Below are 19927 nucleotides of genomic sequence, written 5' to 3'. Positions count from 1 at the left end.
GGCGGCGGAGTCTACCAGCTTCGTTAGCCGCTGGCTTGGGTGTGAACATGTGCGCTGACCTGTGGAGCTTTGCCCTCTCGACCTACGCCCGTGCGGGTGCTGAAGATGCCTGCCTGCGCTTGCAGGAGCAAGGGGCCGATGTGTGTCTGTTGTTGTGTGGGTTGTGGCTGGAACAGCGCGGGGTCGCGCTGGAGCCCGGACGCGTACAGGCGCTGCGAACAATCGCCGAGCCCTGGCAGGCAGATGTCGTGCAGCCCTTGCGCAGGGTGCGCAAACAATGGCGTTGCATGGCACAGCAGGATGTGGAGCTGGGGTCGTTGCGCGAGCAGGTCAAAGCCCTGGAACTGGAGGCCGAACGGCAGTTGCTATTGCGTCTGGAGGCACTGGCACAGCGTTGGCCAGCGGGGGAGCACGCCACAGATCAGGCATGGCTTGAAGCACTGGCGACCGAAGCCGCCCACTTCGACCACGACGCGCTGCATCAGCTGCGCGTCGCGGCCACCGGCACTTAGGAAGCGCTGGTTGGGGTGGTACCTGGCACTACCGGAGCAGGCGTGCTGCTGGCCGGTGCCGGGGTAGCAGCTGGAGCTGCCGGTGAAGCGGGGGTCGCGGGCTTTGCAGCAGCAGGTTTGGCGGCTGGCTTAGCGGCTGGTTTTGCAGCAGCAGGTTTGGCAGCTGGCTTGGCGGCTGGTTTTGCAGCAGCAGGTTTAGCTGCTGGCTTGGCGGCTGGTTTCGCAGCAGCGGGTTTGGCAGTTGGCTTGGCGGCTGGTTTTGCAGCAGCAGGTTTAGCAGCTGGCTTGGCGGCTGGTTTTGCAGCAGCGGTTTTAGCAACTGGCTTAGCGGCTGGTTTTGCAGCAGCAGGTTTGGCAGCTGGCTTGGCGGCTGGTTTCGCAGCAGCAGTTTTAGCGGCTGGCTTGGCGGCTGGTTTCGCAGCAGCAGTTTTAGCGGCTGGCTTGGCGGCTGGTTTCGCAGCAGCAGTTTTAGCGGCTGGCTTGGCGGCTGGTTTTGCAGCAGCGGTTTTAGCAGCTGGCTTGGCGGCTGGTTTTGCAGCAGCAGTTTTAGCGGCTGGCTTGGCGGCTGGTTTTGCAGCAGCGGTTTTAGCAGCTGGCTTGGCGGCTGGTTTCGCAGCAGCAGTTTTAGCAGCTGGCTTGGCGGCTGGTTTTGCAGCAGCGGTTTTGGCCACTGGCTTGGCGACCGATTTTGCAGGCGCTTTTTTAGCAGCAGGCTTGGCCGCAACTTTAGCCGAAGCCTTGGCAGCAACTGCCTTGGCCGGTGTACGAGTGCTCAACACTTTAGCCACTGCTTCTTTCACACGACCAACGCCCTGGGCCAGTTTCAGGCTCTCTTGGGCATCACGCTTGAGTTGAAGGATGTAGGTGCGGGTTTCGGATTGACGATCCTTCAGGGCATCGAGCAAGTCCTCAAGTTCTTTGACAGCGCCCTTGGCTTTGGTTTGCGCCTTGGCTTTGCCGGCAGTCGCGGCGTCTTGCAGTTTGGTGCGGGATTTATGCAGTTTTTCTTGAGCCTTACCGCGTTGCTTTTCCAGCTTGGCGAGCAATTTCTCTGCATCAGCCAAGGCTTGGGAGCAAGCACTTTCCAAATGTTCGAGCAGGCTGCCCGAGAGTTGTTGGAGCAAGTGCAACGGGGTATTAACAGGCTTCTGTTTGGCCGACATGGTTTACCTCCTGGCTGACGTGGGTGCGGCTCATACTAGCCCTCTGCTCTTACCGCCGCTAGGGCATGTTGACAGTATCGAATGCGTTGCGTTGCACCGCACAAAAATTCTTATCGATATAACGAAAAACCACTCCATTCTTTACCCCTCCACACTGGCATAATCCACCGCACTTTCGGCTGGAGAATACCCATGTCGCGTTACCTTTTTTTCATCCTGGGTTTGTCGTTTTCAGTGGCCAACGCGAGTGAGCCAGCAGCGTCCAAAGACAGCCACGACCTGGCCTACAGCCTGGGCGCCAGCCTTGGCGAACGCCTGCGCCAGGAAGTCCCCGACCTGCAGATCCAGGCCTTGCTCGACGGCCTCAAGCAAGCCTATCAAGGCAAGCCCCTGGCCCTGGATGACGCACGCATCGCTCAGATCCTCGCCCAACACGAAGCGCAAGCCAGCAGCGAGGCACAAGTGCCGCAAAGCGAAAAGGCTCTCGCCGCCGAACAACAATTTCTGAGCACGGAAAAAGCCAGGAGCGGTGCGCGCGAATTGGCAGACGGTATCTTGTTCACGGAGTTGGCCCCTGGAAGCGGGAAAAAGCCAGGCGCCAATGATCGGGTGCAGGTGAAGTACGTGGGGCGATTGCCGGATGGGACGGTTTTCGACCAGAGCACGCAGCCCCAATGGTTTCGCCTGGACAGCGTGATCAGCGGCTGGCAAAGCGCGCTGCGACAGATGCCGGTAGGCGCAAAATGGCGCCTGGTGATTCCTTCTGCACAGGCCTATGGCGCAGACGGTGCGGGCCAGTTGATCGCACCTTACACACCGCTGGTTTTCGAGATTGAGCTGCTCGCAACCGGTGCCTGAGCCCAACGAAAAACGGTGCGCCATGCGCACCGTTTTTTGTCTTGCCGCTGAGGCTCAGGCCTGGGTTGCAGGCTCTTCCTTGTGGGCGTTGTGCAGCACTTCGATCAAGCAGTCTTCCAGTTCGAAACGCTCATGGAGCAGGGCACCCAGCTCTTTGAATTTCGCGGCAACGCACTTGCCCTCGTCGCAAAGGTCGTTAAACGCCAGGAGCTTTTCGGTGATGACATCAATGCGCGGGTAAATAGTCTCGGCCAAATCCAGGCCACGCTGGTCATCGAAGGCCTCGGCCTCCTTGGTCAGTTGCTCATAGACCCCGAAGTGCCCCGCCGAGACGTAGTCCACCAAGACACCACAGAACTCCTGCAGAGGCTTGCGGTTCTCAGCCAGCGCTTCAGGCTTCTCACCCAGAGCATCAAAGGCCCGAACCAATTCGTGACGTGCCTTCAACCAGCTGTCGATCAGCTTATGCACACCACCCCAGCGTTCCTGAGCATTCTGACAACTTTCCAACATGATGATCTCTTCCCTTATGGGCGGTGCCGCTTTCACCCGCGCGATGCGTCGAGGATAAAGCGGCAAGCGGACAACGCCGCATCGAACAAACTGTTTCAATAACGCGTGCGGGCCAGATTATGCCCCCACGACTATGGCTTCAAGGTACGCAGACCAGAAAGTTCATACAAGTGTTTAATCCCATCCTACGAACCAACCCAGCCAGTCAGTGCTTCACAAACCGTAGATTCTGACCGGGTAACAGTCGGGAAAACTGCGTCACCCCCAGTAGGAGCATGGCCACGAAGAACAGCAGGCTCCACTCCGGGATGCTCAGGTCAAACAACGTCCAGTTGATTTCCACACAGTCGACAGTGCCCTTGAACGCCAACTGCAGGGCTTGCCCCAGCGACAGGTTTTCGATCATGTATTCCAGGCTTGGCCAGCAGTTGGGAACCTGGTCAGGCGGGATGTTCTGCAATAGCACCTGGCGCACCGCTGTCACTGCGCCGAGCAACGCACAGCCCATGCTCGCCGCCCAGTACAGGTAGATGCCCACGCGCCTGGGGCCGTGGATCGCCGCTATGAAGTTGATCAGGGTGAACACCGCCAGCAGGCTGCGCTGGATCAGGCATAGGAAACAAGGCCGCAAAAGAGCCCCGTATTCCAGGTAAAACGACGCGCCCAACGTCAGCACACCGGCCATGAACGCCAGGAAGAACAAGGAGCGTGAAGGGGCCAAAGACATTGTTTATCCGTAACGCAAGAGATAGGTCGTTACGGTAGAGGAAAGACCTTACCCCTTTCAATACGCGCTGGAGCAGACACTTCCGCGAGATCGCAGGGATATCCCGTCAGAGGGCAGGTAACTTTACGTGGTGCCCTGTGGGAAACCACCTCAAGCCCCTGAATCCGCAAAACCGAGGGATTTTGAAGGACTGGTTGCCAGATACTTCTGAGCCAGCCCTTCAAAACATCCTACGTCAGACCCGTGCAGGCACCGGTAGCGGTGAAGCCAGCAGGCGGCTGTCCAACAGCCCCAGGCCCTCCTGGAACAGTTGATTACTGCGCTCGGTATCACCCAGCTGCGCGAGCAATCGCGCCAACTCGGCACAGGCCTCGGGGTTGCGTTGAACCTGCAGGCTGCTTTCCAGATAGTCCCGTGCCTTGCCCCACAAACTGTTTTGCAGGCAGAGCCGACCCAGCGTCAGCAACAAACTGGCATCGCCCAGATGGTCCTTGAGCCAGCCTTCGGCGAACTTCAACTGCCGTGCCGGATCGCCACCGCGCAGCAGGCCATACAACCGGATCAGGTGACTGTCGTAGCCGCGCTTGAGCGCAACACGCAAAGCCTCTTCGGCCTTGGCATCGGCGCCCAGTTGGCGCAACTGTTCGGCATAGGCCAGTACCAGTTGGGGCTCCTGGCGCTGGGCCGAGGTCAATTGCTGCCAGGCCCGCTCAAGGGACTGCAGGCCGGCCTCACCATGCTCTTCACGCTGGACGGCCAGGCTCAGGTTTTCACCCCAGGCCCGGCGCTCCAGATCCGCCAGCTCGGTGGCTGGCAGCACTTTATCCTTGCGCAGCTCCGGCAAGAGCCGGATCACCGAGGACCAGTCACCACGCTGCTGGTGCAGGCGCTGCAGCTGGCGCAATACCTGGGCGTTGTGCGGATGGCGCTCATGCATGGCCTGCAGCGTCACGAGGGCTGCGTCCGTGTCGCCACGGTCCATCTGCAACTGTGCGTGGCTCAAGGCAATCGCCAGCTCGGCCTGGGGCTGACGCTCCAGGGCACGCTCCAACAGGCTGTCGGACTCTTCATAGCGCCCCTGCTCGTTGGCCGCCCGGGCCGCTCCGAGGTAGTACAGCAATGGCTGGCGTTCGGCTTCCGCCGCACGGTGCAGGTGCCGCTCGGCACTGGCCCAGCGGCCTTCCGCCAGGTCCATCTGCCCCTGCTCGATAGCCACCTGCACCCGCCGGCTGCGATTGCGCCGCGACCAGGGATTGACCACGCCACCCGAAGTCGTCACCAGGCCCAGCAGCACCCGCAGCAGATAGATCGCCAGGCCGACGACAAACACTGCCACCAGGGTCGACCACAGGCCGGACTCATAATGCAGCACATGGGGATAGCTGATCAGCACATAACCGGTGTGTTTCGAGATGCCCACCGCCAGCGCCAGAGCGAGGGCAATGGCCAGCACCAGGACCACATAGAAACGCTTCATCGGCTTTACTCCTGGGTCGCCGGCTTACCGGCGGAAGCCTTGGCTTCGTCGGCAGACAGATGGCGGCGTTCAAGGTAAGCCTGCACCGCAGACAAACTCGCGGCGAGGTCCGGGGTCACCACCGACACGGCCTTGGACTCAAGCTCGGCAATACGCGCCAGCATGGCCTGGCTTTGCGGGTTGTCTTGGTTGAAGTTGCCCTGCAATACGCTGCGCGCCTCGCCCAGCGCCCGAGCGTACACCGCCGGTTCGCCATTGAGTGCGGCCCATTGCGCCTGCTCCAGCGCCAGGCTCAGGGCCAGGCGCACCTGGTTCAGGCCTTGGCCTGCCAGCAATGGGCGGATGTTGTCATCGGGGTTGAAATCGATACGGAAGTAGCGCGAGATCTGCTCCCACCATTGGCTCCAGCGACTGTCAGTGTCGGTGCTCGGACGGCCCTGGGGGCTCTCTTGCAACTGATATTCCGGGGACACGGCGGCCAGTTGCACCACCTGGTCACGCAGCGCCGCCAGTTGCAGGTACAACCCGGTGCGGTCGGGCTGCTCAACGCTGCGCAAGGCCGCCAGGCTCTTGGCCAACTGCTCGCGGGCGGCGTAGGAACCCGGATCGCTCTGCTCACGCAGGATCTCATCGGCGCCCTGCACCAGCGCCTGGGCACTGTTGATGTCCTGCAACGCTGACAAGCGCAGGCTGGCCAGGCGCAGCAGATGCTCGGCCTCGGCCAGGCGCCAGTCCTTGCGGCTGGCCCCCAGGACGGTTTCCAGACGCTGGTTCAGGCGCTGTTGGTCGCCCTGCAGTTGCGCCACCAGGCGCCGGCGTTCTTCCAGTTCATCAGCACCCGGCAATTGCGCCAGGCGTGCGGCCAATTGCTGCTGCGCCTGCTGGATGCCCTGGGATTGTTCATCCAGGGTGCGCACCTGCACCAACTGTTGCTGGCTGCTCGTTTGCAAGGCCCGGACCTGCCAGAGCCCCCAACCGCCTGCCGCAACACCCGCGGCGCCAAGCAGCAAAGCAAAGACCGCCAGGCCGTTGCCACGGCGAGGCGTAGTGACCGGGGTCTCAACAGGCGCATCAAGCGCGGGCTGAGCTTCATCTTTAGGCAAGGCTGTTTCGCTCACGTGTCCATCCTTTGCGTTATTAGAGAGTGGGAACGGGCTGGCTCCGTAACGCCACTAGCAAAGCCGCGGCACTGGCACCGCGGCAATCCACAACTTTTTTCGCGCCCGCAGCCCGGGCCATTTCGGCAACTCGTGGGCTGGGCACGAACAACGGCAACTGTGCCACGCGTGGCCAATCGGCACCGGCGAGGCCATGCAGATGCAAAAAACCCTGCCCACTGCTGACCACCAGGCCGTTCAAGCGTTCCACATCAATGCGCTGGGTGAGCACATCCGGGTCGTAGGTCGGCAAAAACCGACGATACAACTCCAGATAATCGACACTAGCACCTTGGCCGCGTAAACGCTCAGCCAGCAACTCTCGCCCCCCTTGCCCACGCAGGATCAATACGCGCGCACCGTCAACAGCGACAGCCTCGCGCAACCTGGGCAATTCAAGCAAGGCCTCGCTGTCGTCCCCAACCTCGGGGTAGCTCACATCCAGGCCATGGTCAGCCAGAACCCGGGCCGTTGCCGCGCCGACGCTGAACCACGGCAGGGTCGGCACCGCTGGGGCGAACTGATCGAGCAACTGCAGCGCCCGGCGCGCGGCCGGCTTGCTCACCACGATCACCGCGCAATAGCGGTCCAGGCGCTGAAAAACCGCCTGGTGCTCGGCGGTGATGGGCAATGGTTGGGTTTCCAGCAACGCCAGGCTGCTGCTGAAGATACCGGCTTCGGACAACGAGGCCGCCAGGGCTGCCGATTCTTCGGCAGGCCGCGTCAGCAGCACACGCCAACCGGTCACTGCGGACCGGCCTCGCCATAGACTTTTTGCAGAATGGCGCCGGCGCCTTTTGCCAGGAGTTCTTCGGCAACCTGCACGCCCAGGCTCGCAGCCTCGGTTTGTGGCCCGCGGGTTTCAGCCGTGAGCAGCAAACCGCCGTCGGGATCACCCACCAGGCCGCGCAGCCAGAGGTTGTCACCCTCAAGGACCGCGTAGCAGGCAATCGGCACCTGGCAGCCACCGTTGAGGTGCTTGTTCAGGGCGCGCTCGGCGGTGACCCGCACTTCGGTTGGCTGGTGATCGAGAGGTTTGAGCAGCGCCTGGATTTCCAGGTCTGCGGTGCGGCATTCGATACCGACGGCACCCTGGCCTCCAGCCGGCAGGCTGTCTTCGACGCTGATGGCAGAGGTGATGCGCTCTTCAAAGCCCAGGCGAATCAGGCCAGCGGCCGCCAGGATAATCGCGTCGTACTCGCCGGCATCCAGCTTGGCCAGGCGGGTATTGACGTTGCCCCGCAGGAAGCGGATCTGCAAGTCCGGGCGACGGGTCAGCAACTGGGCCTGGCGACGCAGGCTGGAGGTGCCGACGATGCTGCCCTGCGGCAGTTCATCAAGGGAGGCGTAGGTATTGGACACGAAGGCATCGCGCGGGTCTTCACGCTCGCAGATGCAATACAGGCCCAGACCTTGGGGAAAGTCCATCGGCACGTCTTTCATCGAGTGCACGGCGATGTCGGCTTCATTCTCCAGCAGAGCGGTTTCCAGCTCCTTGACGAACAAGCCCTTGCCACCGATTTTCGACAGCGGCGAGTCGAGCAGCTTGTCGCCACGACTGACCATGGGCACCAGGGACACCGTGAGCCCCGGATGGGCTTGCTCAAGGCGGGCTTTGACGTATTCGGCCTGCCACAAGGCCAGGGCGCTTTTACGGGTGGCGATGCGGATTTCGCGAGAGGACATGGATCAATCCGTACTGAATAGATACGGCAGATAATAACAGCTCAGGCACAAGCGCCTTGATTTGAATCAGCAAGTGCGGGGCCTCCCTGGCCGCTGCGCACCGGGATTCGGGGCATGCAGGTCGCTACAGCCCTCGGGCTAAAGCTGCTGCATCATCTTGCGTACGCCTGCGACATGGCGCCGGCTGACGATCAACGCGTCGCCGTTGAGCCCTTTGAGGAACAACTGAAAATGCCCCAGGGGCGTGCGTTGCAGGCGTTCGATACGCTCGCGGGCCACCAGCGCGTTGCGGTGGATACGCACGAAGCGCTCGCCAAATTCGTCTTCCAGGGCCTTGAGTGGCTCATCGAGCAGCACTTCACCGTGCTCGTGGCGCAAGGTCACGTACTTGTGATCGGCAATGAAATAAATCACCTGGTCCACGGGAATCAGCTCGATCCCCTTGCGGGTCCTCGCGCTGATATGGCTGCGGGGGCCATTGCCACTTTGCGCCGCAGGCTGGGTCAGGGCAGCAAGCTGCACGCGATTGGGCCGCTCGGCCTTCTTCAACGCCTTGAGCAGCGCTTCGGCCGATACCGGCTTGGCCAGGAAGCTGACGCCGCTTGCCTCCAGGGTCTCGGAGGAGAACTCCTCGTCGGTTGCGCATAACACCAGCGCCGGCGGCGACTCGCGCTCGCTCAAGCGGGCGGCGACCTGCAACCCATCAAGGCCAGGCATACGGATATCAAGGAGCACCACGTCCGGCTTGAGGCTTTCGATCAAGGCCAATGCCTCGTCGCCACTGGACGCGCTCGGTTCAAGGGCAGTGTATCCCTCGAGCTCACTGACCATACGGCTCAGTCGCTCGCGGGCTTGGGGTTCGTCATCAACGATCAGGACATTCATATTGCGCTGGATTCCTGCGTGAGTCTCGCACAAGGATAGCGTAGACAGGTGCGGTGACTTCCGTCACGGCGATCCACGCTAAGACTAGCGTGAGCGGCAAAAAGTGCCCCGAGAGCGACACCAATATTTAACCGGACCTGTTCAATACCGCCCAAAACCCGATACCGCAGGGCATCGTCATAGGGTTTGCTGATACTCAATATGAACACCCCCTCTACTTTAAGGTTAGCCTGGAGTTCGACCTCATTGCCTGGCATTGGTGCACTGCACCCCTGTCAGTGCAACTGTAGACGCTCACGAAGACGACATTGCTCAATCGTCAAATATCGTTTCAATAAACATCCTTTGTTTACCTCAGGATCCGGTCGGGTGAAACCCCCGCTTTCACTCCCGCCTCCAGTCTCATCCCGGACGCGGCCAACGGCAAGGCACTTTGCCATCCATCAAACAAATAAAAATGCCGACGCGGCGTATCAACGCCTCCACGGGCAACCCTGTTATTATCGGCGGCACACTTTCATGCCTCTTTTAAGCAGATCACGAGCGAATCCATGAGCACCGACAAGACCAATCAGTCCTGGGGCGGCCGCTTCAGTGAGCCCGTCGACGCCTTCGTCGCGCGCTTCACCGCCTCCGTCAATTTCGACCAGCGCCTCTATCGCCACGACATCATGGGCTCGATCGCCCACGCCACCATGCTGGCCAAGGTCGGCGTGCTGACCGATGCCGAGCGCGACAGCATCATCGATGGCCTGACCACCATCCGTGGCGAAATCGAGGCCGGCACCTTCGACTGGCGCGTGGACCTTGAAGATGTGCACATGAATATCGAGGCGCGCCTGACCGACCGCATCGGCGTGACCGGCAAGAAGCTGCACACCGGGCGTAGCCGCAACGACCAGGTCGCTACCGATATCCGCCTGTGGCTGCGTGATGAAATCGACCTGATCCTGGGCGAAATCACCCGCCTGCAAAAAGGCCTGCTGGAGCAGGCCGAGCGTGAATCAGACACCATCATGCCCGGCTTCACCCACCTGCAGACCGCGCAGCCCGTGACCTTCGGCCACCATCTGCTGGCCTGGTTCGAAATGCTCAGCCGCGACTACGAGCGCCTGGTCGATTGCCGCAAGCGCGCCAACCGCATGCCCCTGGGCAGCGCTGCGCTGGCCGGCACCACCTACCCGATCGACCGCGAATACACTGCGCGACTGCTGGGCTTTGACGCCGTGGGCGGCAACTCCCTGGACGGCGTGTCGGATCGTGACTTCGCCATCGAATTCTGTGCAGCGGCCAGTATTGCGATGATGCACCTGTCGCGCTTCTCCGAAGAACTGGTGTTGTGGACCAGCGCGCAGTTCCAGTTCATCGACCTGCCGGATCGCTTCTGCACCGGCAGTTCGATCATGCCGCAAAAGAAAAACCCCGACGTGCCGGAACTGGTGCGCGGTAAAAGTGGCCGTGTATTCGGTGCGCTGATGGGCCTGCTGACCCTGATGAAAGGCCAGCCCCTGGCCTACAACAAGGACAACCAGGAAGACAAGGAACCGTTGTTCGACGCCGCCGACACCCTGCGCGACTCGCTGCGCGCATTTGCCGACATGATCCCGGCGATCAAGCCCAAGCACGCGATCATGCGTGAAGCGGCCCTGCGCGGTTTCTCCACCGCCACTGACCTTGCGGACTACCTGGTGCGCCGTGGTCTGCCGTTCCGTGACTGCCATGAAATCGTCGGGCATGCGGTGAAATACGGCGTGGATACCGGCAAGGACCTGGCGGAAATGAGCCTGGAAGAACTGCGCCAGTTCAGTGACCAGATCGAACAGGATGTGTTTGCAGTGCTGACCCTGGAAGGTTCGGTCAATGCCCGTAACCACATCGGCGGCACCGCACCGGCCCAGGTCAAGGCGGCAGTCGCACGCGGCCAGGCGCTGCTCGCCAGCCGCTGAAAGTATCGCAGGCAAGCTAGCTGCCACCTTTGACCGGGGCCTTCAATTCAACTCGGTCAACTGTGGAAGCACGCTTGTGTGGGAGCTGGCTTGCCTGCGATAGCATCACCTTAGTGTCACTGACACACCGAGGTGCCTGCATCGCGGGCAAGCCCAGCTCCCACACAAGCCCGCCCCCCCATTTACTACTTCTTCGCCGCGATCATCGCCATGAAGGCTGGCATCGCCGCCTCCTTGTCCGCCGCCACTCGCTGGGCGTTGGGCATGTCTTGCAGCCTCTTCAGCAAGGCCTTGGCCTTCGGAAGCTCAGCCAGCAAATCCAGGCCAAACAGCTTCCCACCGACGGCACACGCCAAGTCCACGCTGTACAGGAAGTACAAGTCGGCCAGCGTAAAACTCTCCCCCGCGACATACGGCGCAAACTTGCCGTGTCGCCCCAACGCCGCAATCCCCAACAGCAACTCGGCCCTGGACTTGTCCTTGATCGCCTCTGGCACCGCCATGCCAAAAAACGCCTCGGCATAACACGCGCGGGCTGGCAGTTCGATGTACAGCTCGATTTCCCGGCACAACGCCAACACCTGGGCGCGCTGGAATGCATCGCCCGGCAGCAGGGCCGGGCCCGACTGTGTCTGTTCGAGGTATTCGAGAATCACGCTGGTTTCGTTGATGAAGCCTTTCTCGACCTTCAGCACCGGCACCTTGCCGCGCGGGCTCACCGCCAGGGCTTCAGCGGTTTGCCCGGCATAAAACGGCACTTCTTCAAAGGGCAGGCCCTTTTCCAGGAGCGCCAGTTTGACCATGTTGTAGTAGTTACTGACCGAAAATCCGTAGAGCTTGAGCATCACAAAGCCTCCAGGCCGTGCAGGGGTTGGCTGGGTAGGTTATAGATCGTGACGCGCGGCCTGACCAGCAGCATCACCTGGCTGAATGGGGGTAGACTGGCGCCCTTTCCTGACAGGAGGCAGCCATGAGCGAGCCAACCGATATCGATAACGACGAAGAAGAGTTCGCCGAGTCCACCTTGACCCAGGCGATCGAAAACCAGATCGAAAGCGACAACCCGCCGGCGGCCAAGGCTACGTTCAACAAGCTGACCCTGGTGGGTTACGAGCGTGAAGACATCCTCAACCTGATGGCCCACGTGCTGGCCGTGGAAATCGACGCGATGCTGGAAACAGACCGCCCGTTCGATACCGATTGGTATGAAACGGCGCTGCGCGCACTGCCTGAGCTGCCGCCGGAAAAACAGTAGGTCCCTGGAACCGCCATCGCCGGCAAGCCGGCTCCTACAGGAGTGCGGCTTGCCTCCCCTGCGCCCATATCGCACTGGACAGTTCGCTCAAGTGCGTTCACCTTAGGCTCTGCTAGCGTCTGACAATTCCTAGAACGTCTGGAGTCCTTATGTCGTATACCCCTGAGTTGGTTGCCGAACTGGAAATCCTTGTACTTTTCCCCCTGGATAGCACCCATGAAGGTCTGAAAGTCCATCAGACTGCTGCTCCCACTGCCATTGCTGCTGCCAAACGCCTGCACACCAAAGGGCTGATCGACCAGCCAGATGGCGGCTACCTGACCAGCCTGGGCCGGGATGCTGCAGAGCAAGCGCAAACGTTGCTGACGATTCTGACCACCGCGACCACCAAAGAAGCTGCCTGACACTCCGTATCGCCCTCGGGATCCTCTGTTCACGGATTCCGCGGGCATTCCTGTGCGCGCGATAAAATTCTGACGCCAAAAACAAATTCCCCTTAAACCTCCTACGATTCTGTCTGTAAACTCCTACACGGCTGCCCACGCCGGGCCCTGCGAGCCGCTGAGTTCGACATGACCAGTACCCATGAAATCCGCCCTGACTTGGATGAAGGCATTGACCGCAAGGTACTGGCCCAACTGCGCTCGCGCTTCCTGACCCTCAATGCCGGCCGCATGGCCCGGGCCGTCGAAGGCCTGACGCCACGCCAGCAAAGCGTGTTGGCGCTGCTGCCGCTGTTTTTCCACGTCAATCACCCGCTGCTGCCGGGCTATGTCTCGGGCAGCACCCCGGCCGGGCTGGCGAATTTTGAACCCGAGGCCCAGGTCCTGGCCGAAGCCCAGCGCCTGACCCGCTCGTTTTCCTACAAACCACGCCACGGCAACCCGCCTACCCCGATCCACGGCCTGTTCCTGATGGGTAGCCTCGGCACGCTGGCCCAGGCCGACCAAAGCGATATGGACGTCTGGGTATGCCACGCCGACGACCTGAACGAGGCCGAGCTGGGTGAGTTGCGCAAAAAATGCCAACTGCTGGAGGCCTGGGCAGTGAGCATGGGCGCCGAAGCGCATTTTTTCCTGGTCGAGCCGAACCGCTTTGCACAAGGTGGCCGCGATACCCAGCTCAGTTCGGATGACTGTGGCACCAGCCAGCACTATCTGTTGCTCGACGAGTTCTACCGCACCGCCATCTGGCTGGCCGGGCGCACGCCGATCTGGTGGCTGGTGCCGGTCTACGAAGAAGCGCGGTACGCCGAATTTACCCACACGCTGATTTCCAAACGCTTTATCCGCGCCGACGAAACCCTCGACCTCGGGCACTTGGCCCATATCCCGCCGGGAGAATTTATCGGCGCCGGCCTGTGGCAGTTATTCAAGGGTATCGAGTCCCCGTACAAGTCCGTACTCAAGCTGTTGCTCACCGAGGTGTATGCCAGCGAACACCCCAAGGTGCAGTGCCTGAGCCTGCGCTTCAAACGCGCGGTGTTCGCCAACCAGCTGGATCTGGATGAGCTGGACCCCTATGTCGTGGTCTACCGTCGCATCGAAGAATATCTGCGCGGGCGCAACGAGCCCGAACGCCTGGAACTGGTGCGGCGCAGCCTGTACCTGAAGGTCAGCCGCAAGCTCACCACCGGCCAGCGCACCATCGGTTGGCAGCGCGCACTGCTGGAACGCCTGGCCAATGAATGGGGCTGGGACCAGCGGCAACTGGCCCTGCTTGATAGCCGCAGCCAGTGGAAAGTGCGCCAGGTCGCATCCGAGCGCCGGGCCCTGGTCAATGAACTCAATTACAGCTATCGCTTCCTGACCCAATTCGCACGCACCGAACAGACCGTGAGCCTGATCAACAAGCGTGACCTCAATGTACTGGGTCGGCGCCTCTACGCGGCATTTGAACGCAAGGCCGGCAAAGTCGAATTCATCAACCCCGGGATTGCCCCGGACCTGGCCGAAGACACGCTGACCCTGGTGCATTCGCCCAACCGCAAGGAGCCAGGTCAGTTTCACTGGGGTTTGTACAACGGCAGCCTGACCGCCCTGGAATGGGAGCATTTTGCACCGATCAAACGCAGCCGTGACCTGCTGGAGATGCTCACCTGGTGCCATCGCAACGGCGTGATCGACAGCAGCACCCGCCTGGCCCTGCATCCGGGCAGCAGTGACTTGAGCGAATTCGAGCTGTTCAACCTGCTGGGCAGCTTGCAGCAGACCATCGCCCTGCCGTTGGCCACGGTGGATGAGGAGCATTTGCTGCGCACGGCGATACCCGATGAAGTGCTATTGCTGATCAACGTTGGGGTCGACCCGCTCAAGCACCATCGCGACCTGAATATCCTGATGACCACCGAGCGCACCGACTCCTTGAGTTATGCCGGCGTGCGGGAAAACCTGGTGCTGACCCTGGACCAGGTGACGCTCAACAGTTGGAACGAGGTGATGGTCAGCCGCTACGACGGCCCCCATGCCCTGCTCGACTGCCTGCGCGACTACCTCAACCAACTGCCGCGCAACCAACTGCCACGGCTGCGGGTCCGGTGTTTTTGCCACAACCGTGCGCAATTCATCGCGCAACGTGTAGAAGAGATTTTCGATACCGCGCAGAACCTGCAACTGAGCCAGCTCAACCACCGCTACCTGATCCAGGTACAACAGCACTATCACGTCATGGAGCTGGCGCCGGGGCAAGCCAATCATGTGTCGCTGCCCAGCCAGCAGGCGCTGGTGGACTATCTCAGCGAAGAATTGGCCAGCTACAGCCCGCTGCACCTGGATGCCATGGCCCTGGAAGACCACGACCTGGCAGCGTTGTTGCCCATGGGCCTGCCAGAATGTGTGCAGGTGTTCTACCGCATCAACGAGGGCTTTGCCGAGCTGTACGTACTCGACGAGTTCAATGCCCTTTGGCAACAGCGCCTGCCGTTTCATGATGAACAGAGCTTGTTGGCGCCGTTGCAGCGCTTCCTGCAATCGATCATCTATCGCCGCGACGCGCTGTCACCGCTGGACCCGCAGCAGCCATCAGGGGCCTTGCAGGTGCTGTATTACCAACTGTTGCCATCGGCAGGCGGCCGCGCCCGTCGGGTAGAGCCACGGCCTGCGCCACAGACTCCGGCCAACAAACCGTTCTATGACGTGCAGGCGATTATCGGCAAGGGTTCGCCAGGCCAGGTGGGGATTACCCTGTATTGCAATCAGCGGGAGTTTTCCGAACTGGAATTTGGCGACCAACTGTTTGCAGTGGTCGCCCAGGAGATCGTCGGGCAGCGTCGGGAAACCGAGCGCTATCGTTGCTACATCACCGACCTGGACCTGTCTGGCCTGCTCGGTGACGTCCAAAGCCCGAGCAATCTGTACCTGCGCTACAAGGCCGAGTTGGAACAGGCGCTCAACCAGGCCTTGAACCAGATTTAGAGCGTGAAGGCGCCGCCGTCTTTAGGCTGGCCTTCGACACTCAGCAACTCAAGCTTGAGGGTCTTGCCGCCCGGGGCCGGCCAATCGATATGCTGGCCAACTTGCAGGCCCAGCAACGCACTGCCCACCGGGGCCAGGATCGAGATTTTGCCTTCGTCGGCATTCGCCTCCTTGGGGTAGACCAGGGTCAGGTGATAGTCCTTGCCGCTGCTTTGCTCACGGCAATGCACGCTGGAGTTCATGGTCACGACGCCCGCAGGCACTTTATCGTGACCCACCACTTCGTCGGCACGATCGAGTTCGGCTTGCAAACGCTCGACCCCAGGAGATTCTTCGCCCAGACGTTCGATCAGTTGCTCAAGACGTTGCACATCGAGACGGGTGAGGATGATGGAAGGTGCAGTCATGATTGCGGCAGACTCCTTTTTTTCTGCACGAAAAAGCAAAACCCCGCCACTAAACGGCGGGGTTCTCACGGACCTCGATGAGTTGAGGTGTACCCGGACACTACCACAGCACAACAAATAAACAAGATGGGCCGGCCTGAAGGTCAGGCGCCAGCCTTGCGTTGCTCGGCCTGGGCGACGATCACGCGGCGCCGCTGATCGTCGGCGGAGCGCCATTCCCGGATGTCTTCCACGTGCCGGAAGCAGCCAAGGCAGACTTTTTGCTCATCCAGCCGACACAAACTGATACAAGGTGACGGCACAGCCGGGCTGACATTGCTGAACAGCGGCTTGGGCGGGCGGGCGGGAGCAGGCTGGGTCACGATCAGATCTCGTCGAAATCCAGCTCGACGCCGGCTTGTTCCAGGGTGATACGTGCAAGCATTTCACTCAACAGCTCGTCGCTGGTGTCGTTCGACCAGCGGTTTTCTTCTTCGTCATAGTCGAAGTGAAAACCTCCGGAGCGCGCCGCCAACCACAGCTGACGCAGCGGCTCTTGGCGGCTGAAGATCAATTGGCTGCCGTTCTCGAACTTGACGGTCAACACGCCTGCAGAATTTTCCAGATCCACGTCCAGGCCACTCTCGTCGAAAATATCCTCCAGCGCTTGCTGGGTCGCATCGACCAGGTCGTGAAAACGGGCTTCGGTCAAACTCATGGTGGGAACCTCAAAAAGTGTCTACTCACGCTCAAGCGCCGCACGATACGGAGGCGCCATCATGATTGCAAAGGATACCGATTTCATTCCCGTACGCCGCGTGAAATATCTCAGAGTGATGTAGGTCACTTCACGACATACACGGCAAAGCCCCGCCGGACGGGTGTCCCGGCGCATAGGCAAGCTGGCGGGTGGTCGGTATACTCGGGCGCAATTAATGCATATTCAAGGATTTAGCCATGAAGCGCCTGATCTCTTCCCTTGCTGCGCTCGTCGCGGTCGCTTGCCTCGTCAGTGCCTGTGGTCAAAAAGGCCCGTTGTACCTGCCTGATGACAGCAAAGACCCCAATGAACAGGCGCAAACGTCGCAATCCAAAGCGCACAAGCACGACACCAACTAAGGGAACATCATGGACGCTTTTAACTACCGGGACGGCGAGCTGTTCGCGGAAGGCGTGGCGCTGTCCGCGATTGCCGAACGCTTCGGCACCCCGACCTATGTCTACTCCCGTGCCCACATCGAAGCGCAATACCGCTCCTTCACCGACGCCCTCGATGGCGTACCGCACCTGGTGTGCTACGCGGTAAAGGCCAACTCCAACCTGGGTGTACTCAATGTCCTGGCGCGTCTGGGCGCTGGTTTCGACATCGTGTCCCGTGGCGAACTGGAGCGTGTCCTGGCGGCTGGTGGCCAGGCTGACAAAATCGTGTTCTCCGGTGTCGGCAAGAGCCGTGAAGACATGCGCCGCGCCCTGGAAGTGGGCGTGCATTGCTTCAACATCGAGTCCACCGACGAGCTGGAGCGCCTGCAAGTCGTAGCCGCCGAGATGGGCGTGCGTGCGCCGATCTCCCTGCGCGTCAACCCGGATGTGGATGCCGGCACCCACCCGTACATTTCCACCGGTCTCAAAGAGAACAAGTTCGGCATCGCCATTGCCGACGCCGAAGACGTGTACATCCGTGCCGCCCAGTTGCCGAACCTGGAAGTGCTGGGTGTGGACTGCCATATCGGCTCGCAACTGACCAGCCTGCCACCGTTCCTCGATGCCCTCGACCGTCTGCTGGCGTTGATCGATCGCCTCGGCGAGTGCGGCATCTACCTGCACCACATCGACCTCGGTGGTGGCGTGGGCGTGCGTTATCGCGATGAAGAGCCGCCGCTGATTGCCGACTACATCCAGGCCGTACGCGAGCGCACCGAAGGCCGCGACCTGACGCTGATGTTCGAGCCGGGCCGCTACATCATCGCCAATGCGGGCGTACTGCTGACCCAGGTCGAGTACCTCAAGCACACCGAATACAAGGATTTCGCCATCGTCGATGCGGCGATGAACGACTTGATCCGCCCGGCGCTGTACCAGGCCTGGATGAACGTCACCGCCGTGACGCCGCGTAACAGCGAAGCGCGCGCCTATGACATCGTCGGCCCGATCTGCGAAACCGGCGACTTCCTGGCCAAGGACCGTGAACTGGCCCTGGCAGAAGGCGATCTGCTGGCCGTGCACTCGGCCGGTGCCTATGGGTTTGTCATGAGTTCCAACTACAACACCCGCGGGCGTACTGCCGAAGTGTTGGTGGACGGTGATCAAGCGTTTGAAGTGCGTCGCCGCGAGACGGTAGCCGAGTTGTTTGCTGGCGAAAGCCTGCTGCCGGAGTAAGCCATGCTGCTGCGTTTTACCAAGATGCACGGCCTGGGCAATGACTTCATGGTCCTTGACCTGGTCAGCCAGCACGCGCACATCCTGCCCAAGCACGCCAAGCTGTGGGGCGACCGGCATACCGGCATCGGCTTCGATCAATTGTTGATCGTCGAGGCGCCGAGCAACCCGGAAGTGGACTTCCGTTACCGGATCTTCAACTCCGACGGTTCCGAAGTGGAGCAATGCGGCAACGGCGCGCGCTGCTTCGCCAGGTTTGTGCTGGACAAGCGCCTGACCGCCAAGCGGCAGATTCGCGTCGAGACCAAAAGCGGCATTATCGAGCTGGATATCCGCAGCGACGGCCAGATCAGCGTCGACATGGGCGCCCCGCGCCTGGTGCCGGCCGATATTCCGTTCCAGGCCGATGCCCAGGCGTTGAGTTATCCGCTGGAGGTCGACGGTACTGTGGTCGAAGTGGCCGCCGTGTCCATGGGCAACCCCCATGCGGTGCTGCGGGTCAACGACATCAACAATGCGCCGGTGCATGAGCTGGGGCCGAAGATCGAACATCACCCGCGCTTTCCGGCACGGGTCAACGTCGGCTTCCTGCAGGTCATCGACCGCTCCCGTGCGCAATTGCGCGTCTGGGAACGCGGCGCCGGGGAAACCCAGGCTTGCGGTACCGGTGCTTGCGCCGCCGCCGTGGCCGCGATCAGCCAGGGCTGGATGGATTCGCCACTGTTGATCGACCTGCCCGGCGGACGCCTGTCCATCGAATGGGCAGGCCCAGGCCAACCGGTGAAGATGACCGGCCCGGCATCCCGTGTATACGAAGGACAGGTCCGTCTATGAGAGCGACTCGCCAATGACCGATAAGCCCCAGGCACCCGCCAAGCAGCCCGAAGGATCCCCTTGCGAAAGCCTGGAGGCAGCGGCCGTCGCCGCTTACCTGGAGGCTAACCCGGACTTCTTCGTCGAACACGACGAGCTGCTCCCGGCCCTGCGTATCCCTCACCAGCGCGGCGATACCGTGTCGTTGGTAGAACGGCAGATGAAAATCCTGCGCGAGCGCAACATCGAAATGCGCCATCGGCTTTCGCAGTTGATGGACGTGGCCCGTGACAACGACCGCCTGTTCGACAAGACCCGCCGCCTGATCCTGGCGCTGCTGGATGCTGGCAGCCTGGAAGACCTGACCATTGCCGTCGAAGACAGCCTGCGCCAGGACTTCCAGGTGCCGTTTGTCAGCCTGATCCTGTTCAGTGACAACCCGATGCCGGTCGGGCGCTGGGTCAAGGGCAGCGAGGCGCAAACCGCCATTGGTGGCCTGCTGTCAGAAGGCAAGACCATCAGCGGCACTCTGCGCGAGCATGAGCTGGACTTCCTGTTTGGCGAAGACCAGCGCGTGCAGATCGGCTCGACTGCCGTGGTCGCTCTCAGCCATCAGGGCTTGCACGGCGTCCTCGCCATCGCCAGCCGTGATCCGCAGCACTACAAAAGCACCGTCGGCACCCTGTTCTTGACCTACATTGCCGAAGTGCTGAGCCGTAGCCTGCCGCGCTTTACCACCGCCCTGCGCGCGGTGCGCTAG

22 protein-coding genes are annotated in these 19927 nt (G+C 61.2%); 10 read left to right on the top strand and 12 right to left on the bottom strand.

Features of this window, described 5'->3' with window-relative positions; all coding sequences use genetic code 11:
- The first annotated feature begins 47 nt into the window (after nucleotides 1–47).
- Nucleotides 48–512: a TIGR02444 family protein gene (locus FIV38_RS21565; protein WP_092232040.1), complete on the top strand. Its 465-nt coding sequence runs from the start codon at nucleotides 48–50 to the stop codon at nucleotides 510–512.
- Here the strand turns inward: FIV38_RS21565 and FIV38_RS21560 are convergent.
- Entirely contained in the window at nucleotides 509–1675 is a 1167-nt protein-coding gene (locus FIV38_RS21560) for an AlgP family protein (protein WP_092232044.1), read from the bottom strand. The two genes, FIV38_RS21565 and FIV38_RS21560, sit on opposite strands and share 4 nt — an antisense overlap.
- 192 nt (nucleotides 1676–1867) lie before the next feature.
- On the opposite strand from FIV38_RS21560, the gene FIV38_RS21555 reads away from it, so the two are divergent.
- The gene (locus FIV38_RS21555) at nucleotides 1868–2533 is read left to right on the top strand and encodes an FKBP-type peptidyl-prolyl cis-trans isomerase (RefSeq protein ID WP_092232046.1); all 666 of its coding nucleotides are present in this window, start codon (nucleotides 1868–1870) and stop codon (nucleotides 2531–2533) included.
- Nucleotides 2534–2587: 54 nt separating this feature from the next.
- On the opposite strand, the gene rsd is transcribed toward FIV38_RS21555, so the two are convergent.
- From rsd to FIV38_RS21520, 7 genes are all read right to left on the bottom strand, one after another.
- Nucleotides 2588–3046, bottom strand: a complete 459-nt coding sequence (gene rsd / locus FIV38_RS21550) for a sigma D regulator (RefSeq protein WP_092232049.1) — start codon at nucleotides 3044–3046, stop codon at nucleotides 2588–2590.
- A 205-nt stretch (nucleotides 3047–3251) separates the two neighbouring features.
- Complete coding sequence (locus FIV38_RS21545; RefSeq protein ID WP_029289614.1) at nucleotides 3252–3773, bottom strand: disulfide bond formation protein B; 522 nt, start codon at nucleotides 3771–3773, stop codon at nucleotides 3252–3254.
- Nucleotides 3774–4008: 235 nt separating this feature from the next.
- The gene (locus tag FIV38_RS21540) at nucleotides 4009–5250 is read right to left on the bottom strand and encodes a heme biosynthesis protein HemY (RefSeq protein ID WP_092232052.1); all 1242 of its coding nucleotides are present in this window, start codon (nucleotides 5248–5250) and stop codon (nucleotides 4009–4011) included.
- A gap of 5 nt (nucleotides 5251–5255) precedes the next feature.
- Nucleotides 5256–6368, bottom strand: coding sequence for a uroporphyrinogen-III C-methyltransferase (locus FIV38_RS21535; protein WP_092232055.1), 1113 nt, complete (start codon nucleotides 6366–6368; stop codon nucleotides 5256–5258).
- Between the two features lie 19 nt (nucleotides 6369–6387).
- Nucleotides 6388–7155 carry a uroporphyrinogen-III synthase gene (locus FIV38_RS21530; RefSeq protein WP_092232059.1) on the bottom strand — a complete coding sequence of 256 codons (768 nt, stop codon included), beginning with the start codon at nucleotides 7153–7155 and terminating at the stop codon, nucleotides 6388–6390.
- Nucleotides 7152–8093, bottom strand: coding sequence for a hydroxymethylbilane synthase (gene hemC / locus FIV38_RS21525; protein WP_029289622.1), 942 nt, complete (start codon nucleotides 8091–8093; stop codon nucleotides 7152–7154). Before hemC ends, FIV38_RS21530 begins: the two co-directional genes overlap by 4 nt.
- A 138-nt stretch (nucleotides 8094–8231) precedes the next feature.
- Nucleotides 8232–8978, bottom strand: a complete 747-nt coding sequence (locus FIV38_RS21520; RefSeq protein WP_029289624.1) for a LytR/AlgR family response regulator transcription factor — start codon at nucleotides 8976–8978, stop codon at nucleotides 8232–8234.
- A gap of 551 nt (nucleotides 8979–9529) precedes the next feature.
- Between FIV38_RS21520 and argH the strand changes: the two genes are divergently transcribed.
- Nucleotides 9530–10924: an argininosuccinate lyase gene (gene argH / locus FIV38_RS21515; RefSeq protein ID WP_092232063.1), complete on the top strand. Its 1395-nt coding sequence runs from the start codon at nucleotides 9530–9532 to the stop codon at nucleotides 10922–10924.
- A 185-nt stretch (nucleotides 10925–11109) separates the two neighbouring features.
- On the opposite strand, the gene FIV38_RS21510 is transcribed toward argH, so the two are convergent.
- Nucleotides 11110–11769: a glutathione S-transferase family protein gene (locus FIV38_RS21510; protein ID WP_092232066.1), complete on the bottom strand. Its 660-nt coding sequence runs from the start codon at nucleotides 11767–11769 to the stop codon at nucleotides 11110–11112.
- Between the two features lie 125 nt (nucleotides 11770–11894).
- Between FIV38_RS21510 and FIV38_RS21505 the strand changes: the two genes are divergently transcribed.
- From FIV38_RS21505 to FIV38_RS21495, 3 genes are all read left to right on the top strand, one after another.
- Nucleotides 11895–12179 carry a hypothetical protein gene (locus tag FIV38_RS21505; RefSeq protein ID WP_029289632.1) on the top strand — a complete coding sequence of 95 codons (285 nt, stop codon included), beginning with the start codon at nucleotides 11895–11897 and terminating at the stop codon, nucleotides 12177–12179.
- A gap of 149 nt (nucleotides 12180–12328) precedes the next feature.
- Entirely contained in the window at nucleotides 12329–12583 is a 255-nt protein-coding gene (locus FIV38_RS21500) for a TIGR02647 family protein (protein ID WP_092232069.1), read from the top strand.
- Nucleotides 12584–12751: 168 nt separating this feature from the next.
- A complete protein-coding gene (locus tag FIV38_RS21495) occupies nucleotides 12752–15592 on the top strand; it encodes a class I adenylate cyclase (RefSeq protein ID WP_092232072.1) in 2841 nt (946 codons plus the stop codon).
- Here the strand turns inward: FIV38_RS21495 and rnk are convergent.
- The 3 genes from rnk to cyaY all read right to left on the bottom strand — a co-directional run bounded on the left by rnk (nucleotide 15589) and on the right by cyaY (nucleotide 16696).
- The gene (rnk, locus tag FIV38_RS21490; RefSeq protein WP_092232078.1) at nucleotides 15589–15999 is read right to left on the bottom strand and encodes a nucleoside diphosphate kinase regulator; all 411 of its coding nucleotides are present in this window, start codon (nucleotides 15997–15999) and stop codon (nucleotides 15589–15591) included. The genes FIV38_RS21495 and rnk overlap by 4 nt on opposite strands.
- 143 nt (nucleotides 16000–16142) lie before the next feature.
- On the bottom strand, nucleotides 16143–16361 hold the full coding sequence (locus FIV38_RS21485; protein WP_092232081.1) for a DUF1289 domain-containing protein: 219 nt from the start codon (nucleotides 16359–16361) through the stop codon (nucleotides 16143–16145).
- Between the two features lie 2 nt (nucleotides 16362–16363).
- On the bottom strand, nucleotides 16364–16696 hold the full coding sequence (cyaY, locus tag FIV38_RS21480; RefSeq protein ID WP_029289642.1) for an iron donor protein CyaY: 333 nt from the start codon (nucleotides 16694–16696) through the stop codon (nucleotides 16364–16366).
- A 239-nt stretch (nucleotides 16697–16935) separates the two neighbouring features.
- On the opposite strand from cyaY, the gene lptM reads away from it, so the two are divergent.
- The 4 genes from lptM to FIV38_RS21460 are packed head-to-tail and all read left to right on the top strand — an operon-like array spanning nucleotide 16936 to nucleotide 19927.
- The gene (gene lptM / locus FIV38_RS21475) at nucleotides 16936–17097 is read left to right on the top strand and encodes an LPS translocon maturation chaperone LptM (protein WP_032856894.1); all 162 of its coding nucleotides are present in this window, start codon (nucleotides 16936–16938) and stop codon (nucleotides 17095–17097) included.
- Nucleotides 17098–17106: 9 nt separating this feature from the next.
- Entirely contained in the window at nucleotides 17107–18354 is a 1248-nt protein-coding gene (lysA, locus tag FIV38_RS21470; RefSeq protein WP_092232084.1) for a diaminopimelate decarboxylase, read from the top strand.
- A 3-nt stretch (nucleotides 18355–18357) separates the two neighbouring features.
- Nucleotides 18358–19188: a diaminopimelate epimerase gene (gene dapF, locus FIV38_RS21465; protein WP_092232087.1), complete on the top strand. Its 831-nt coding sequence runs from the start codon at nucleotides 18358–18360 to the stop codon at nucleotides 19186–19188.
- Between the two features lie 13 nt (nucleotides 19189–19201).
- The gene (locus tag FIV38_RS21460; protein ID WP_029289648.1) at nucleotides 19202–19927 is read left to right on the top strand and encodes a DUF484 family protein; all 726 of its coding nucleotides are present in this window, start codon (nucleotides 19202–19204) and stop codon (nucleotides 19925–19927) included.

The organism is Pseudomonas proteolytica, from assembly GCF_007858275.1.
GTDB classification, from domain to species: domain Bacteria; phylum Pseudomonadota; class Gammaproteobacteria; order Pseudomonadales; family Pseudomonadaceae; genus Aquipseudomonas; species Aquipseudomonas proteolytica.
Note: the sequence above shows the minus strand (reverse complement) of the source record. Positions and strands in the feature narration are given on the sequence as shown.